This is a genomic window from Xenorhabdus mauleonii, from assembly GCF_900113945.1.
Lineage (GTDB): Bacteria > Pseudomonadota > Gammaproteobacteria > Enterobacterales > Enterobacteriaceae > Xenorhabdus > Xenorhabdus mauleonii.
The window spans coordinates 212,856-230,525 of the sequence record NZ_FORG01000004.1 but is presented as its reverse complement, the minus strand read 5'-3'; the positions used below and the strand labels follow the sequence as shown (position 1 = coordinate 230,525).

The following is a 17,670-nucleotide window of genomic DNA, read 5'->3' as shown; positions in this document are numbered from 1 at the left end:
CAATAAATTACTTCCTTTGCGTAGTCGAGAAATGCTAATTTAACACGCCACTATGTCTGTTATTTGGCATAACTAATCAGTAACAATAGATAACAGGAAAAAATGTGAAATATTTTTTGATATTATTGCTGGCTCTGGTTGTTTTTGTTATTTCAGTGACATTGGGATCGAACAACAATCAGATAGTGACATTCAATTATTTGATCGCCAAAGGAGATTATTCGGTATCAACACTTTTGGCGGTGTTATTTGCTGTTGGCTTTGCTCTTGGCTGGGGAGTTTGTGGGGCATTTTACCTGCGCACTCGCCTTTCGCTGCAACGGGCAAAGCGTAAAATTAAGCGTTTGGAAACCCAGTTGGAACAGCCATCTGAGTCATCCCTGAAAACCACATCGACTGTAGCCTTAAACAAGGAATAATTCTTCATGTTAGAGCTGTTGTTTCTGTTGCTTCCTATTGCTGCCGCCTATGGTTGGTATATGGGGCGCAGAAGTGCTCAACAAGATAAACAGCAATCCGCTGATCGTCTTGCACGTGAATATGTTGATGGCGTTAACTTTTTACTTTCCAACCAGCAGGATAAGGCAGTAGATTTATTCCTTGATATGCTGAAAGAAGATAGCTCTGCATTTGAGGCTCACCTGACATTGGGGAATCTGTTTCGTTCCCGGGGGGAGGTTGAAAGAGCTATTCGTATCCACCAATCGCTGATGGAAAGCGCATCACTGACATTTGAGCAACGTTTACTCGCAATCCAGCAATTGGGGCGAGATTATATGGCTGCCGGAGTCTATGATCGTGCTGAAAATATGTTCATCCAGCTGGTGGATGAGACTGACTTCCGTGAAAATGCATTCAACTCTTTGCTAACCATCTATCAATCTACCAGTGATTGGAATAAAGCCATTGATGTTGCTGAAAAATTGGTAAAGTTGGGCAAACACCATTTTAGGGAAGAAATTGCTCATTTTTACTGTGAATTAGCATTGCAATGCATGGGAAATGATGATTTTACTGATGCTATTGGGCACCTGAATAAAGCTGCGCAGGCAGACAAAAATTGTGCTCGTGTCTCCATCATGTTTGGCCGCATTTATATGGCCCAGCATGAATATGCTAAAGCCATTGATGCATTGAAACGTGTTCTGGAACAGGATAAAGAGCTGATCAGCGAATCTCTGTCGATGCTGAAGGAATGTTATCAGCATCTGTCACAACCGGATGAGTGGGAAGTATTTGTACAGCGCTGCGTAGAAGAAAAGTGTGGTGCAATTGCCGAGCTTCATATGGCCGACATTATTGAGAAGAAAGAAGGGCGCGATATTGCCCAAAACTTCATTAATCGTCAGCTGGAGCGTCATCCAACCATGAAATTATTTTACCGCTTGATGGATTACCATTTAGCGGATGCGGAAGAAGGGAGAGCAAAAGAAAGTTTGATCCTGCTACGCAATATGGTAGGCGAGCAAATCCGTACAAAACCTGATTATCGATGCCATAAATGTGGATTTACTTCCCGTGCGCTATATTGGCATTGCCCATCTTGCCGTTCATGGGATTCCATTAAACCGATTCGAGGTTTGGATGGTCAGTGACAGTGTCACTAATGTTGGCATCCTGTGCTGGCAACGTATCGTGTTAATTCAACGACTGGTTTTTAATCCACAAAAAAATTTTAAACGACAAATAGCCTCAAAGCATGTTAATGACAACATGCTTCTTTTCATTAGTAATGCAAGTCCATTGGTAAATCGAAGGATATAAAGATGACTTCCCATACAGCCCAAACTTTAGACAAACGGATTGACTCGCCTGTTATTGTTGCATTGGATTACGATAATCAGCACGCAGCACTGGAATTTGTCGACAAGATTGATCCGCAATCTTGTCGTCTAAAAGTGGGTAAGGAGATGTTTACGCTGTATGGCCCGCAGTTTGTACAGGCACTGCATCAACGTGGTTTTGACGTATTTTTAGATCTTAAGTTTCATGATATCCCTAATACCACAGCAAGAGCGGTGGCGGCGGCGGCTGAAATGGGAGTTTGGATGGTCAATGTTCATGCGAGTGGTGGCGCAAGAATGATGACCGCTGCCAAAGAAGCGTTATTGTCTTACGGTAAGGACGCACCATTGTTGATAGCGGTTACCGTGCTAACCAGCATGGAACAAGCTGATTTATCGGGCATCGGTGTCGATGTGACTCCAGCACAGCATGCTGAGCGTCTGGCTTTATTGACAAAACAGTGTGGTCTGGATGGTGTAGTTTGTTCGGCTCATGAAGCACAGCAATTAAAATCTGTGTGTAGCAAAGAATTTCAGCTTGTTACCCCGGGTATTCGCCCGGAAGGTTCAGACGCGGGTGACCAGCGCCGAATTATGACACCACCTCAAGCCGTTAAAGCGGGGGTAGATTATATGGTGATAGGGCGTCCGATTACCCGCGCGGAAAATCCGTCTTTGGCACTACAGCAGATTAATCAATCTATCAGGAACATTCATGGATAATAACTCTCGTTTGGTTTATTCGACAGATACAGGTCGTATCCAAGAAGAAAAAATTAAACCTGTTCGCCCAAAAGGTGATGGTATTGTACGGATCCAACGTCAAACCAGCGGGCGTAAGGGCAAAGGGGTTTGTATCATTACAGGAATCGATGCTGATGATCAGGAACTCGCTAAGTTGGCAGCAGAGTTGAAGAAAAAATGCGGCTGTGGTGGCTCTGTTAAAGAGGGCGAAATTGAAATTCAGGGCGATAAACGCGATTTATTAAAGCAATTATTGGAAGCCAAAGGAATGAAAGTGAAACTGGCGGGAGGCTAAGTTCAGTTTCTTATTACTTCCATAAATAAGCATACAAGCCAGACCGCAAATAAGTAGTCTGGCTTGGTAATTGAATTCGATTAATAGAGTTTGCATGGGTGAAAAAGAAATATTGATGCAAATTTAGTTGTTATAAAAAATTATGGGATTCACCAAGGAAATCAGCAAAGATCTTAAATTTATGTGGTTAGACATATAAATATATATGCCAGGTTTTTTCATTGAATGAACTATCAGTCTTTTTCCATTTTTAGCACTGCGCCAATTGTCCTGTTTGAGCCATTCTATAAAAATAAAATTCCCATCCATTGACACGTTGGTATCTACTGTCGTGGCAATAATGGCGATGATTGATTTAATGAATTGTATGGGTTGATGGTTCACATTCTACTGGCATGATATTGCATGATTTAAGCGGGGTATATGTGTCTTACCTTCGCGTCCTTTTGGGTTACAAGTATCGCAGGTATAAATGCAAAGATGATAAGAAATTCTGTGAAATACCAAGAGAGAAACAAAAGAACAAGAAGGCAATCAAAAGAGGGGAAGTGATGGCAATCAGAATCTGGGCTAAGAGCGCTTTTTTGGAGTGAAATAATCCCCCTTATATAAAGAGGGATTGTTACTGAATTAATGTGTTTTATCTTGAGTCATGATACGCGCCGCATCGGCCAAAACATCAGGTCTGGCGCTGGCTTCGGGGCTGCTGGGTTGAGTAAAGTAAGTCACTAAAATCAACGGGCTGCGTTTATTGTCTGGCCAAATTACCGCAATATCATTTGTTGTGCCATAGTCACCGCGCCCGGTTTTATCCCCGACAACCCAATCGGCTGGCACTCCGGCACGAATACTAGCGGAACCCGTAGTATTTCCTTTTAACCATTCGACCAATTGAGCACGCTGTTTAGAAGCCAGGGCATTTCCCAGAGTCAAATTATATAGACTGTCTGCCATAGCTTGTGGTGTGGAAGTATCTCTCTTATCACCCGGTTCAGCGGTATTTAATTCTGGTTCTTTACGATCTAGGCGAAAGTGATTGTCATCAATTGTACGGGCAAATTCAGTAACTTTATGTGGACCACCTAATTGATTAAGAAGCAAATTCATGGCGGTATTATCGCTATATTGCAGTGTTGCAGCGCTCAACTCACCTAAAGTCATTCCTTCTTTGAGATGTTTTTCCGTAATTGGGCTGTATTCAACAAGCGCTGATTGTGGGTAGCTAACTTTTTTATTCAATAAACTTTCATCTTTTTCGCTTTGTTTTAGCACCGCAGATGCAACCATTAATTTGCTGGTACTGCATAGAGGAAAACGTTCATTGGCGCGATACGTAATAGTGGAATGATCGGCTGTATCTATCAATACAGCCCCCAAGCGACCGTTAGCGCTTTTCTCTAATGCTGAAAGTTGGGCGATGATCTGATTTTTCCCGGATACATTACTCGGATGAGATATTACGTCGAGGGTATTATTGGGGGTAGTGGCAGCGTAGGCAGAAGAAATGCTTAGGTTGCTAATCAGAGGGAAAAGCAGAGTTGTCAGTGTTGCTAATTTGAATACAGCCGTGCGCATATGAATATCCTAAATCGCTATTTATAAAAGACTGCCGCCATTAATAGGCGGCAGTCTCATAGTGTTATACAGAGGGTTTAACGATTAATTTACAGGACGAGCTACGATATTGCGGGTTTCCATTCTGACTTCTTCAATACGGACATTGATGATGTCATTCAATTGGTGGACAGCTTCACCCTTAATCAATACGGAGCCTGTTTCCTGACTGCATTGCAATTCATCACGAACAGCATGCAGGAATGGCCCAGGAACAAAAGCAATGGCGCCATTATCAACCAAACGAACACGCAACCCACCACGAGTGATATCAATAATCTCTGCCGGGAATGTTTTATCTGTTCCTGCATGAGGATGGAGGAAGCGGGCATAGAGCCAATCACCGACATCACGTTCTGCCAAGCGGTTTGCCCGTTTGCGATCTGTCAATTGCAGACAGGTTTCTTCGGTTGGTTTTTCTGCATCGGTTTGTTGAATGACCGCTTTTAGCAAACGATGGTTGATAATATCGCTGTATTTGCGGATAGGGGAAGTCCATGTTGCATAGGCATCAAAACCCAAACCAAAATGTGGACCTGGTTCCGTTTTTATCTCTGCAAACGTTTGGAAGCGGCGGATACGGCTATCAAGGAATTGGGTCGGCTGTTTATCCAACTCACGGCGCAATTCACAGAAACCTTCCAGTTGCAGTAAGGCTTCAGCATTAGCATTGATGCCATGTTCTTTCAGCGTTTCAACGACCTGTTCAACTTGAGTTGCTTCAAAACCAGTATGGACGTTATAAACACCAAAGCCTAATTTTTCACGCAATACTTTGGCTGCACACAGGTTGGCTGTGATCATTGCTTCTTCAACAATGCGATTGGCTGCACGGCGTTGCTCAATAACGATATCAACAACATTGCCACCATTATCAAGGATAAAGCGGTAATCTGGTCGCTCTTTGAAAACCAGGGCATGTTGCTGACGCCAATTATTGCGGCGATCGCACATCTCTTTCAAGAGAGTGATTTGTGTCGTAGCGGCTTCTGATTCAGGCTTCCAGCCTTCTTTAGACTCTAACCAATCAGAAACTTCGTCATAAACCAGTTTGAATTTTGATTCGACCCAAGCCGCAAAAAACTGAATGTCATCGCCCAATTGACCATCTTCCAGAACTGACACCTGACAAACCAGGGCAGGGCGGCGGGCATTAGGACGCAGAGAACACAAGTCATCTGACAGCTCGCGAGGGAGCATCGGGATATTAAAGCCCGGCAAATAGTTAGTGAAGCAGCGCTGATAGGCAATTTTGTCCAATTCACTGTCCGCTTTGATATAAGCGGTAGGATCGGCAATGGCAATGGAAAGTTTCAGGCTACCATCATCATTTTTGGCGATGTGGAGAGCATCGTCCATATCTTCGGTTGTTGCGCTATCGATAGTGACGAAATCAAGGGCTGTAAGGTCAACACGCTGGATTGCCGTATCATCTAACTGGCATTCCGTCATTTCTGGTGCGCTGCGCTCCAGGCTATGACGAGTCAAAGTTACCCACCAAGGCGCGTAGTGGTCATCACCTTTAGTGATATAACCCGTGATTTCAGCATGGAAACCGCGATCACCCTTCAATGGGTGTCGGCGCATTTCAGCTACGGCCCAATCGCCATTTTCGAAAGCATGGGTCACTTGGCTGGTTGGACGGCAAGGAATTGTGTCTTTTAATAATGGGTGGTCAGGAATAATCCATAGTCGATTATCGTTTTCTTTCTTTTGGATCCTTCCTACAAAACGGGTCAAAAATGGTTCAATCAGAGTTTCTGGTTCAGCAATCTCTTTATCTTTGTCTGTATGGATAGCAGCGGTAATCCGATCTCCGTGCATCACTTTTTTCATATGGGGCGGTGGAATGAAGTAACTTTTTTGACCATCAACTTCTAAAAATCCAAAGCCTTTCTCAGTACCTTTGACTAAACCTTCTACTCGCAGGGTTTGAGAGTGAAGTTGCTGTTTTAGCTGCGCAAGCAGCGGATTATTTTGAAACATAATATCTGAGGAGTGTGGAGTTATTATCAGTAATTTTAGATAACAGTTTTACGCGAATCGGGAGTGTGGGGCAAGTAACATCTTATCAAAACAGGAAAAACTGTGTGGTAAGCGCAATAATTGAGCATTTGAAGTTGATTATTTCGCGATATCAAAATAACCCCAATTTAGTTACAACATACTTGTGTAATTACGAAAACTCCATCCACTTAACCTCCTGTGTAAAAAACTTCAAAAAACAATAATTCTAAAAGGGGAGACATTAAAAGCACGTTGTCTTTTATCAATAAGTGGGGCTGGTTTTTAGGTGAAATATTTCAATGTGATAAATGCAGGATGCGTTGAATTGTTTTTCAGCCTGTCCTCGATGAATGTCAACAGAAGACAGGCTAGGAGTGATGAAGGTAAGAATGCTCAGCTTATCGAATTGCTTCCTTGTTAGCTGCTCTTGTTTTGATTGGGTAAATCCGTTTCCTTGCTATTTCAGTGCAACTTAAAATCAATGCAATTCAAAATTTATAGGTATAGAGGAAATGACCGACTATTATTCAGTTTTTTCCGTATACTCACAAAGATCTTCAATAATGCAAGATCCACAACGGGGTTTACGAGCAATGCAGGTATATCGACCGTGTAAAATCAACCAATGATGGCAATCAACCTTAAATTCAGCCGGTACAACTTTTAATAAGTTCTTTTCAACTTCATCAACGTTCTTGCCTGGGGCAAATCGGGTTCGATTACTGACACGAAAGATATGTGTATCCACCGCGATAGTTGGCCAACCGAAAGCGGTATTCAACACGACATTTGCAGTCTTGCGACCAACACCCGGCAGGGCTTCCAATGCCGCACGATCTTCCGGCACTTCTCCACCATGTTTTTCTAGCAAAATACGGCAGGTTTTAATGACGTTTTCAGCTTTGGTATTGTATAACCCGATAGTCTTTATGTATTCCTTCAAGCCCTCGACACCAAGATCCAGAATTGCTTTTGGGGTATTGGCGATAGGATACAGTTTTGCTGTCGCCTTATTCACACTGACGTCCGTAGCCTGTGCAGAGAGCAATACGGAAATCAATAACTCAAAAGGGGAGTTGAAAACCAACTCAGTCGTTGGGTGTGGATTGTTATCCCGCAAGCGGGTTAATATTTCGACCCGTTTTTGTTGATTCATATCTATTACACCCTCAGTTTCTTGTGATGTGGCTTCCACAGCCTTTTTCTATATTGTATTGACGCTCTTTATTTTCTGAGCGATTTTTGAGACGTTCGTCGATAATATATTTTGCTGCCAGCATCAATCCCAAGCCAATGAATGCCCCAGGAGGCAGTATAGCGAGCAAGAAGGGAGAATCCATATGAACAATTTCAATGCGTAATGATTTTGCCCAATGACCTAATAACAAATCTGCTCCATCAAAAATAGTACCGTTCCCTAAAATTTCCCGCATTACCCCTAGGACAAATAAAGCAAAAGTTGCGCCCAATCCCATCGCCAGCCCATCAATTGCAGAATTATAGATAGTGTTTTTAGATGCATAGGCTTCGGCACGACCAATGACGATACAGTTAGTCACAATTAATGGAATAAAGATCCCCAATGATTGGTATAACCCAAACGCGAATGCGTTTATTAACATCTGAACAGCACTGACAACAGATGCAATGATCATCACGTAAATGGGGATACGAATTTCGTGTGGAACCCAGCGGCGCAAAGCAGATACGGCGATATTGGTGCTCAACAAGACCAGCGTTGTCGCCAATCCCAAACCAAGTGCGTTGGTTGCAGTGGAAGAAACAGCAAGCAGGGGGCAAAGGCCCAAAAGTTGGACGAGGGCGGAATTGTTCTTCCATAATCCTTGGATAAATAGGTTTTTTGTTTCATTCATGATTATTTCTCCCCACAAACTGGAAGTGAAGAAAGTTGTGCCGGTACGGTTTCTAGATACAGGACTGTACGTTTGACTGAATTGACAACGGCACGGGGAGTAATGGTGGCGCCAGTAAATTGATCAAATTCGCCTCCGTCTTTCTTGACTGCCCAGTTGCGGTCATCTGGCGAGGTAATTTTTTTGCCGGAGAAAGCATAGATCCAATTGGAAATACGGGTATCAATTTTGTCTCCCAAGCCCGGAGTTTCATGATGTTCCGTCACCCGAACCCCCAGCACATTACCAGAGAAATCGGCGCCTACCAGCAATTGAATTGCACCTGAATAACCATCAGGTGCGGTGCTTTCCAGAGCCGCAGCAACCGGCGCTCCATGCTTGCGGGCAAGATAAAGGCGATGAGGTTGTGAGTTGCCAAGGGCCTTATCTGCCACCAAGTAACATTCATCCTGCATTTGGTTGTCATACAAATCAGGGGAAACAACTTGATCCAATAATATTTTATGCTGTAGTGCCGCTTGCTCGGCAATCCGGTCTTTTGTCAATGAATAGACAATGGCAGTTAATCCTGTTGTACACGCTGCAAAAATTGCAAGGGTGATACCGTGGCGTCGCATAGTTTCTAACATGGCACTTTCCCTCCCTTAGTTATGGCCGTAAGCACGGGGCTGTGTGTAATGGTCAATCAATGGGACGCAGATATTTGCCAGTAACACAGCAAAGGCTACGGCATCTGGGTAACCGCCATAAACGCGGATAATCCAAATCAAAATCCCAATAATGGCACCATAAATGAGACGCCCTCTTGGGGTTGTTGAGGCACTGACCGGATCTGTTGCAATAAAGAATGCGCCTAACATGGTTGCGCCTGAGAAAAGTTGCAACAAAGGTGGTGAATAGCGAGTGGGATCAATCAGCCAGCTCAGTAATGCACAAATGCCCAATGATAAAATAAATGCTGTTGGGATCTGCCAGCTAATGACTTTGCGGTTAATCATAATTAATCCGCCAACCAGATAGGCGATATTGACCCATTGCCAGCCGATGCCGATTAAAACACCTTGTAAGATAGGCTGCTGTAATACTTCATGAATATCGTGGGTCAATCTGCCAGTTTTAAAGCTATCTAATGGTGTTGCTTGGCTCAATCCATCAACACCTTGTTGTAATTGCAGCAAGGTGGAGCCATCAGGCGTATGCCCAGAGAAGATAACCATCAAACTATCCAGAGGCGTTAGAGTGAAAGTTTGCAAAGAGGCAGGCGGTATCCAGCTGGTCATTTGCACAGGAAATGAGATGAGCAAAACAACATAGCCTACCATTGCTGGGTTAAACGGATTTTGCCCAAGCCCGCCATAGAGATGCTTGGCAATAACGATAGCAAAAAATGTACCGAGTACAATTAACCACCACGGTGCAAGTGGAGGTAAGCTAATTCCCAGCAGTAGCCCGGTAACTAAGGCCGAATTATCTTTAAGATAGGGGAGTATTAATTGTTTTTTCAGCGTGATAACAGCGGATTCAGTCAGCAACGCCGTTATGATTGCCAACAAGATCTGAAATAACGTTCCATAGCCAAATAGATAAGTTTGTACTGCAATACCGGGTATTGCAGCTAATACTACCCAGAACATGATTTGGCTGGTGCTTTTTTTATTATGTGTAAAAGGCGAACTTGCGACTTTTAGCAGGTGATTGTCAGTTTTTACTGGCCTAAATTTCATCGTTCAATGTCACTATTCTGTTGGAATTTTTTGTTGTTCTTGTGCCACTTTTTTAGCCTTAACACGGGCAATGGCAGCGGCGACGGCGGCTTTACGCGGGTCAACATCTCCCGCTTCCGCAGTGACAGTTGGCTGCGGTGCGGGTTCAGCCTGAAGTTGTTCCGCTTTTTTGGCTTTGGCACGGGCAATGGCAGCGGCGACGGCTGCTTTGCGCGGGTCGACGGCTTCCGCTTCCGCAGTGACAGTTGGCTGTGGCGCTGACTCAGCCTGAAGTTGTTCCGCTTTTTTGGCTTTGGCACGGGCAATGGCAGCGGCGACGGCTGCTTTACGCGGGTCGATATTTTCCGCTTCCACAGTGACAGTTGGCTGTGGCGCTGGCTCAGCCTGAAGTTGTTCTGCTTTTTTAGCCTTAACACGGGCAATGGCAGCGGCCACGGCGGCTTTACGCGGGTCGATATCTTCCGCTTCCGCAGTGACAATTGGCTGTGGCACTGATTCAGCCTGAAGTTGTTCCGCTTTTTTGGCCTTGGCACGGGCAATGGCGGCAGCCACGGCTGCTTTACGCGGATCTGGTTTATCATCAGCGTTGTTTTGCAGCTCGTTAGGTGACGCTGTCACTTCTTCGCTTTGAGATGCTTTTTTCGCTTTTGCTCTGGCTATTGCAGCGGCAAGAGCAGCTTTGCGAGGGTCATTGCTTTCAACTGTTGGGGTTGTTGCACTGAGTTCAGCATCAACCGTGGTCTGTTTTTCGGCTTTACGGGCACGCAATTGTTCCTTTCTAGCTTTACGTGCTTCGATTGCTGCTGCATTATCCGGTGATTGACCAGCCTGCACTATGATGGATTCACCCGCCGTATTTTGTTTTTCTTTCACACGGGCAAGGGCGGCGTCTATTGCATTTTTATCGCTGCTGTTAATTTGGACAGCGGATTTTTTATGTCGCTCCTCACGTGCCAATTTCTCTCGCTCCATGCGAGTTTGCTTGGCTTCAAAGCGAATTTTTGCTTCTGCTGAACGGCGGGATTCTGCGTCTATAGCTCGAATCTCCGCTTTTTCTTGTCGATAATATTGCACCAGAGGAATATTGCTCGGGCATACATAAGCACAGGCGCCACATTCAATACAATCGAATAAATTGTGGTTTTTGGCTTTATCATGTTCTTGCCCACGACTGAACCAATAAAGTTGTTGGGGCAATAATCCGGCAGGGCATGCTTCAACACATAATCCACATCGGATGCAGGCTTCTTCAATCTCTTTGGGTTCCATTTCCTCTATTGAAGGCGCAAGAATACAGTTGCTGATTTTTACGAGCGGTACATTCAAATCGGGCAGGGTGAATCCCATCAATGGGCCACCCATAATGACCATTTGTTCTTGTTCTGAATTAGGTTTAAATCCAGCTTGTTGTAACAAGAAGTTCACTGGCGTCCCGAGACGCGCCCAGAAATTACCCGGGGATGCTACCGCTTCTCCTGTTACAGTCACAATGCGTTCGATTAGCGGTTCGCCATCAATAATGGCGCGTTTGATTGCCACTACTGTGCCGACATTTTGCATAAGAACGCCAATCTCAGAAGACCTGCCGCCTGAAGGAACTTCTTTCCCTGTCAGGATTTTGGTAAGTTGTTTGGCTCCGCCTGACGGGTATTTTGTCGGGATCACCCGCACAATAATAGATTTATCACCATTAAGAGCGGTATTCAGGGCATCAACGGCTTCGGGTTTATTATCTTCAACGCCGATCAGCACCTGTTTGGGTGCGAGCAGGTGCATCAAAATACGAATGCCTTCGATAACTTCATTGGCATGCTCTTGCATCAGACGATCATCTGCTGTGATATAGGGTTCACATTCTGCGGCATTAATGATTAATGTCTTGAGATTGTGCCGACCGCCATTGAGCTTTGTCGAGGTTGGAAAACCGGCGCCGCCCAAACCTGCAATCCCCGCTTGATGGATACGTTGCAGCAATGTGTCAGCATCAAGCGTTGCGTAGTCAGCGGTCTGAATCCGTTCTCCCCATTGATCTTTGCCGTCAGGGTGTAATCTGACACACAACTCTTTCAATCCGGAAGGGTGCGCGGTGACGCAAGGCTCAATGGCGGCGATGACGCCAGAAGTTGGGGCATGCACGGGTACAGTCCGGCCAGTTCCGAACGTTAATGGTTGGCCTTTCAGTACGGCATCACCAGCTTTAACCAGCAATTCACCTTCTGGCCCCAAATGCTGTTGCAAGGGGATAATTAATTCATCCGGCAGTGGAGCATGGCGTAAAGGTGTACGACTGGATTGCAGTTTCATTTCTGGTGGATGGATACCACCTTCGAAATCCCAGATTTTATTCTTGTTGAGTAAGTTGAATAGATTAAACATTACTTTCAACCTCAACAGACTGAGCAGGAGAGAACAATACAGGCTCTGATGCTACGGGAATGTTTTTTACCGGGATAGTGTTTAAATTCCATTTCCAATTTGCTGTAGTGGTAGCGACAGGGATCATCGCAATGCAATCCGTTGGGCAAGGTGCGACACACAGGTCACATCCGGTGCAGAGGTCTTCAACAACGGTATGCATGGCGCGGTTTGCCCCAATGATGGCATCGACAGGACAGGCCTGAATGCATTTTGTGCAACCGATACAATTTTCTTCATCAATAAAAGCGACTTTTCTGACGGGATTTTGAATGCTCTCATCTCCATCCAGTGGTTGCGGATCAACGCCCAACAGTTCAGACATCTTGAGCATAACTTGCTCCCCGCCGGGAGCGCATTTATTGATCATCTCACCATTATTGGCCACCGCTTCAGCGTAAGGGCGGCAGCCAGGATACCCACATTGACCACATTGGCTTTGAGGCAGTAAATTGTCGACTTTCTCAACAATCGGATCTTCTTCTATTTTGAAACGACGGGCAGCAAACCCAAGGATTAAACCAAAGGATAATCCGAGCACGCCCAGCACGCTGATAGCAATCCACAATGACGTCATCAGAATTTCACCAAACCACTAAAACCCATGAATGCGAGGGACATTAATCCCGCGGTAATCAGCCCGATAGATGAGCCACGAAAAGGTGCCGGTATGTTGGCAACAGCCAAACGTTCGCGTATAGCAGCAAACAACACCATGACAAGGGAAAAACCGGCAGCGGCACTAAAACCGTATACGGCGGACTGCAAGAAACCGTGGGATTGATTAACGTTGAGCAATGCAACACCGAGTACAGCGCAGTTGGTTGTAATCAGCGGAAGGAAGATACCTAAAAGCCGGTAAAGGGTTGGGCTGGTTTTACGAACTGCCAATTCCGTAAATTGGACGACAACCGCAATAACCAAAATAAAACTCAGGGTACGTAAATAAGTTAAATCGAGAGGTACAAGAATAAAGGTGTTTATCAGCCAAGAACTGATGGAGGCGAGAGTCAGAACAAATGTAGTCGCAAGCCCCATGCCAATGGCTGTTTCGAGTTTTTTGGATACACCCATAAAAGGGCACAGGCCCAAAAATTTTACTAAAACAAAGTTATTGACCAGTACGGTGCCAATAAATAACAGAAGGTATTCAGTCATTGCTATACCTGAAAATAAGATGCTGGAAAATGAAAAATTGCTATATGGTCTGAATAGAAATACCCCACTTTCGGTGAGGCAAGCGGGGCAATGATAACAATCAATTGTGGGGTATGTTATCGATCTTGTGTGAAAGTCATTTTTACTCGATAAGAGCGTTTTATATAAGGAACGAAAACAGCCGCTGCCAGTAATGGCCATAATAAGGCACGTACTGCCATTTCATCTGCAATAGGGGAAAAAGCAAATGTTTTAATGGCAATCAAGATAGAAAGCATAAGCCAGATAATAAACATGCGAGGAAAACGTTTTGAGCGAATAAAAAGCAATTTTAATATCCACACCGTAAAGCACCACATTATTGCTGTGGTTAATACTGAGATATACCACATGGAGGTGAAGTTCTCGCTAACTTGGTGAATCAACTCACTTTGTTGGATAAACGTCATGATATATAACACCAGCATTAAACTGGCAGCAATTAATGTCATGATTAAATAAGCAGCAGGAGCTAATAACCAGCCATTGATACGATAATAATCATTGGATTGATACATAAACAAACCTTCATTCCATAATGCGTGTTCCGAAACAGGAAAAAGATAGTAGCACAGGAGTCAGGATTATTTGCTAACGTGTGATAGGCAGAGTTATTTTCTGATATCTTGTTACCTGTCCATGATATTGACTATCTTGTTATGCTTACTCTCTGTGACATTACGATTATTTTTTAGAGGCTGTTATGAGTGATTTTGTGAAAGTTGGTTTGGTTGGTTATGGCTATGCAAGTAAAACGTTCCATGCACCATTGATTGCAGGAACCCCCAATGTTGAATTGGTTGCCATTTCCAGCAGTGATGCAGAGAAAGTGAAGAAAGATTGGCCGGCAGTATCCGTTGTTTCTTCTCCAGAAGCACTATTTAACGATCCTGCCATTGACCTTATCGTGATCCCAACACCCAACGATACACATTTCCCACTAGCACAGAAAGCATTGGCCGCAGGTAAACATGTTATTGTTGATAAGCCTTTCACCATCACGGTGGAACAAGCGGAATCATTGAAGAAACAAGCCGAAGAATCCAACTTGTTATTATCGGTATTTCATAATCGTCGTTGGGATTCTGGTTTTTTGACAGTGAAATCACTCCTTGAAGAGAATACATTGGGTGCATTGAAATATTATGAATCCCATTTTGATCGTTACCGCCCGGCCGTTCGTCAACGCTGGAGAGAATCGGCGGCGATAGGGGGAGGAATTTGGTACGACTTAGCTCCGCATTTATTGGATCAGGCTGTTCAGCTTTTTGGTAAGCCACAAGCAATTAATGTTGATTTAGGTATGATTCGGCCAAATGCTGAGACAGCAGATTATTTTCATGCCCAATTGAATTACCCTGATTTGAAAATTGTGCTGCATGCATCGATGCTTGTTGCTGCAGAATCGCCTATCTTTACCTTGCATGGCATGGCGGGTAGTTACATGAAATATGGATTGGATCCACAAGAGGAGTGTTTGAAGGCAGGAGAAAGACCTTTGCGAGCCGATTGGGGTTATGATGCACGTGATGGTGTTGTGACGTTGTCACAAGGAGAAGACTTGATCACACAAGTCATTCCAACTATACCGGGTAATTATGGCGTTTATTATGCCGCTATCCGTGATGCGATTTTGTTTGGGAAGCCGAATCCTGTCACAGCCGATGAAGCTATTCTGATTATGAAGCTCATTGAGGCGGGGGACAAATCGGCAAGGGAACAACGCGCAGTTCTCATTGATTAATGACTTTCATTAAATAAATTGCCCAGTAATCTGCCAGCCTGTCAATATTCATTGGTCACCCGTCATTATTGTGGCCAATGGAAATGTGACTAGGTTATTGTTGATAAAGCAAGGGAAGCATTTTATGAATTTGCTGCATAAATTAAGAATTGATCCGTTCTTGGTTATACTGGTAACAGTCGTCGTCATTGCCTCATTTTTCCCTTGTGAAGGGGAAGCGAAAACATGGTTTCAGTACTTAACGATAGCGGCCATCGCGTTATTGTTTTTTATGCATGGCGCGAAATTATCCCGTGATGCCATTTTTGCAGGCATTGGTCACTGGCGGCTGCATTTGGTTATCTTCTGCAGTACGTTTATCTTATTCCCGATACTGGGCATGGGCTTACATTTTATTGTGCCGGAATGGATGTCACCTACTGTTTACATGGGTTTTCTTTATCTTTGTGCATTACCAGCCACTGTTCAGTCTTCAATTGCTTTTACTTCTGTGGCAAAAGGCAATGTAGCTGCTGCAATATGCAGCGCTTCTGCTTCAAGTTTATTAGGGGTATTCCTTTCTCCTCTGCTGGTGGGTTTCTTGATCCAAACTCACGAAGGCGGTGCACATACAGATACATGGAAGGCGATAAAAGACATTATTTTGCAACTAATGGTGCCTTTTATCGTTGGGCATTTATCACGCCCCTTGATAGCCGCTTGGATAGAAAAACATAAAAAATGGGTCAACATGACTGACCGTTCTTCTATTTTGCTGGTGGTATATGTTGCATTCAGTGAAGCGGTTGTCGAAGGGATTTGGCATAAAATTGATGCCTATTCGCTTCTTATCATTGGTGTTGTATGTTGTGTGTTATTAGCCATCGTCTTGGTTATTAACGTATATAGCTCCCGTTTGCTTGGATTCAGCAAAGAAGATGAAATCACGATTGTATTTTGTGGTTCGAAGAAAAGCCTCGCGAATGGAGTGCCAATGGCAAATGTTTTGTTTCCTGCCTCGATGGTGGGGATTATGTTGCTGCCACTGATGATTTTCCACCAGATCCAACTGATGGTTTGTGCGGTGATTGCCCAACGTTATGCACAGCGTCAGAAATTCAGTAATGAACCGAAACCCAAGAAGGCAGAGTGATTTTCTGCCTTTGCAATTAATCAGCGTATTATCGGTTTGCTACTTTGGCTTTCAGTGCCTGTTTTTCAGCTTCGCTGAGGAAAGCTGTCGTCAGTCCGTTAACTTGCGCCTGTCGGATTTGCTCTGCCGACAAACCTGCGGCTGGTGCAGCAACATTATACTCATGGCGAATTTCAATGCCTTCTACCGCAGGGTCATCGGTATTGATTGAAGCCAGAATGCCATGCTGCAGGAATTGTTTCAGGGGATGCGCTTGCAAAGAATCGACGGTGCTGGTTTGCAGGTTTGATGTCAAGCAGGATTCAATCCCGATACCGTGTTCAGCTAAATAATCCATCAAAGCAGGATCAGTAATCGCTTTGACACCATGACCAATACGCGTTGCACCCAAATCTCGAATGGCATGCCAAATGCTTTCCGCTCCAGCAGCTTCCCCGGCATGTACACTAATGTTCCATCCTGCATCACGTGCTTGCTTAAAGTGCTGTTCAAAAAGATGGCCCGGGAAACCCAATTCATCACCAGCCAGATCCAATGCCGTAATATGTTGTTTATGGGAGAGAAGTCCTGCCAACTCTTGAGTACAGGCTTTTTCACCAAACGTTCGGCTAAGGATACCAATTAAGCGAATCTGAATGTCATGCTGCTGGCTGGCAGAGCGAATACCATCAATGACCGCTTCTACAACACCTTCAACAGGCAATTGGTGTTTCATGGACATGTAATAGGGAGAGAAACGTAGTTCTGCGTAATCCAGCCCCGCATTGACTGCATCTTCGACGTTTTCAATGGCAACTCTGCGGCAGGCTTCCAAATCAGCCAGAACAGCAACACCCCAATCCAATTTCTGGAGGAAGCTAACGAGGTTTGGTTCGTTCTCAATAATCTGAACATGAGGACGTAATGCTTCCAATTCATAAGCGGGAAGAGGGATATTATGTTGACGGGCGAGAGCCAAAATAGTTTCAGGACGAATGTTGCCGTCCAGATGACGGTGTAAATCGGTTAAGGGAAGCCGTGTATCGATCATTTTTTTATCCTTCTTATCAAAACTTGGATATACAAAAAAGCCAGTCAATGTATTGACTGGCAAGAAGATTCTTATAGGGGGGAGCCGAATGAGATCCCGATTATTCGGTT

17 protein-coding genes are annotated in these 17,670 nt (G+C 44.4%); 6 read left to right on the top strand and 11 right to left on the bottom strand.

Going from position 1 to position 17,670, the window contains the following annotated elements; translation table 11 throughout:
• The first annotated feature begins 104 nt into the window (after nucleotides 1-104).
• The 4 genes from BM100_RS05870 to yciH all read left to right on the top strand — a co-directional run bounded on the left by BM100_RS05870 (nucleotide 105) and on the right by yciH (nucleotide 2,823).
• The gene (locus BM100_RS05870; RefSeq protein ID WP_092508869.1) at nucleotides 105-419 is read left to right on the top strand and encodes a LapA family protein; all 315 of its coding nucleotides are present in this window, start codon (nucleotides 105-107) and stop codon (nucleotides 417-419) included.
• Between the two features lie 6 nt (nucleotides 420-425).
• Entirely contained in the window at nucleotides 426-1,595 is a 1,170-nt protein-coding gene (lapB, locus tag BM100_RS05865; RefSeq protein WP_092508867.1) for a lipopolysaccharide assembly protein LapB, read from the top strand.
• 171 nt (nucleotides 1,596-1,766) lie between these two features.
• Nucleotides 1,767-2,507 (top strand): orotidine-5'-phosphate decarboxylase, encoded by a 741-nt coding sequence (gene pyrF, locus BM100_RS05860; RefSeq protein WP_092508865.1) that lies wholly within the window; start codon nucleotides 1,767-1,769, stop codon nucleotides 2,505-2,507.
• A complete protein-coding gene (gene yciH, locus BM100_RS05855; protein WP_092508863.1) occupies nucleotides 2,500-2,823 on the top strand; it encodes a stress response translation initiation inhibitor YciH in 324 nt (107 codons plus the stop codon). Before pyrF ends, yciH begins: the two co-directional genes overlap by 8 nt.
• Before the next feature lie 630 nt (nucleotides 2,824-3,453).
• Here the strand turns inward: yciH and bla are convergent.
• The 10 genes from bla to BM100_RS05800 form a co-directional block, all read right to left on the bottom strand.
• Complete coding sequence (gene bla, locus BM100_RS05845; protein WP_092508859.1) at nucleotides 3,454-4,398, bottom strand: class A beta-lactamase; 945 nt, start codon at nucleotides 4,396-4,398, stop codon at nucleotides 3,454-3,456.
• Nucleotides 4,399-4,482: 84 nt separating this feature from the next.
• Nucleotides 4,483-6,423, bottom strand: a complete 1,941-nt coding sequence (locus tag BM100_RS05840; RefSeq protein WP_092508857.1) for an exoribonuclease II — start codon at nucleotides 6,421-6,423, stop codon at nucleotides 4,483-4,485.
• A 544-nt stretch (nucleotides 6,424-6,967) separates the two neighbouring features.
• Nucleotides 6,968-7,600, bottom strand: coding sequence for an endonuclease III (gene nth / locus BM100_RS05835; protein WP_092508855.1), 633 nt, complete (start codon nucleotides 7,598-7,600; stop codon nucleotides 6,968-6,970).
• Nucleotides 7,601-7,613: 13 nt separating this feature from the next.
• Complete coding sequence (locus BM100_RS05830) at nucleotides 7,614-8,318, bottom strand: electron transport complex subunit E (protein WP_092508853.1); 705 nt, start codon at nucleotides 8,316-8,318, stop codon at nucleotides 7,614-7,616.
• Between the two features lie 2 nt (nucleotides 8,319-8,320).
• The gene (gene rsxG / locus BM100_RS05825; RefSeq protein ID WP_092508851.1) at nucleotides 8,321-8,947 is read right to left on the bottom strand and encodes an electron transport complex subunit RsxG; all 627 of its coding nucleotides are present in this window, start codon (nucleotides 8,945-8,947) and stop codon (nucleotides 8,321-8,323) included.
• A gap of 15 nt (nucleotides 8,948-8,962) precedes the next feature.
• Nucleotides 8,963-10,042 carry an electron transport complex subunit RsxD gene (rsxD, locus tag BM100_RS05820; protein ID WP_092508849.1) on the bottom strand — a complete coding sequence of 360 codons (1,080 nt, stop codon included), beginning with the start codon at nucleotides 10,040-10,042 and terminating at the stop codon, nucleotides 8,963-8,965.
• A gap of 12 nt (nucleotides 10,043-10,054) precedes the next feature.
• Entirely contained in the window at nucleotides 10,055-12,418 is a 2,364-nt protein-coding gene (gene rsxC / locus BM100_RS05815; RefSeq protein ID WP_092508847.1) for an electron transport complex subunit RsxC, read from the bottom strand.
• Nucleotides 12,411-13,034 carry an electron transport complex subunit RsxB gene (gene rsxB / locus BM100_RS05810; protein WP_092508845.1) on the bottom strand — a complete coding sequence of 208 codons (624 nt, stop codon included), beginning with the start codon at nucleotides 13,032-13,034 and terminating at the stop codon, nucleotides 12,411-12,413. Before rsxB ends, rsxC begins: the two co-directional genes overlap by 8 nt.
• On the bottom strand, nucleotides 13,034-13,615 hold the full coding sequence (gene rsxA, locus BM100_RS05805; protein ID WP_092508843.1) for an electron transport complex subunit RsxA: 582 nt from the start codon (nucleotides 13,613-13,615) through the stop codon (nucleotides 13,034-13,036). The genes rsxB and rsxA overlap by 1 nt, the downstream gene beginning before the upstream one ends.
• 116 nt (nucleotides 13,616-13,731) lie before the next feature.
• A complete protein-coding gene (locus BM100_RS05800; protein WP_092508841.1) occupies nucleotides 13,732-14,172 on the bottom strand; it encodes a DUF2569 domain-containing protein in 441 nt (146 codons plus the stop codon).
• A gap of 185 nt (nucleotides 14,173-14,357) precedes the next feature.
• Here BM100_RS05800 and BM100_RS05795 point away from each other — a divergent pair, with 185 nt between their 5' ends.
• Both BM100_RS05795 and BM100_RS05790 read left to right on the top strand, forming a co-directional pair.
• Entirely contained in the window at nucleotides 14,358-15,398 is a 1,041-nt protein-coding gene (locus tag BM100_RS05795) for an oxidoreductase (RefSeq protein ID WP_092508839.1), read from the top strand.
• Between the two features lie 124 nt (nucleotides 15,399-15,522).
• Nucleotides 15,523-16,530: a bile acid:sodium symporter family protein gene (locus tag BM100_RS05790; RefSeq protein ID WP_092508837.1), complete on the top strand. Its 1,008-nt coding sequence runs from the start codon at nucleotides 15,523-15,525 to the stop codon at nucleotides 16,528-16,530.
• Nucleotides 16,531-16,558: 28 nt separating this feature from the next.
• On the opposite strand, the gene add is transcribed toward BM100_RS05790, so the two are convergent.
• Nucleotides 16,559-17,560, bottom strand: coding sequence for an adenosine deaminase (gene add, locus BM100_RS05785; RefSeq protein WP_092508835.1), 1,002 nt, complete (start codon nucleotides 17,558-17,560; stop codon nucleotides 16,559-16,561).
• Nucleotides 17,561-17,670 lie beyond the last annotated feature (110 nt).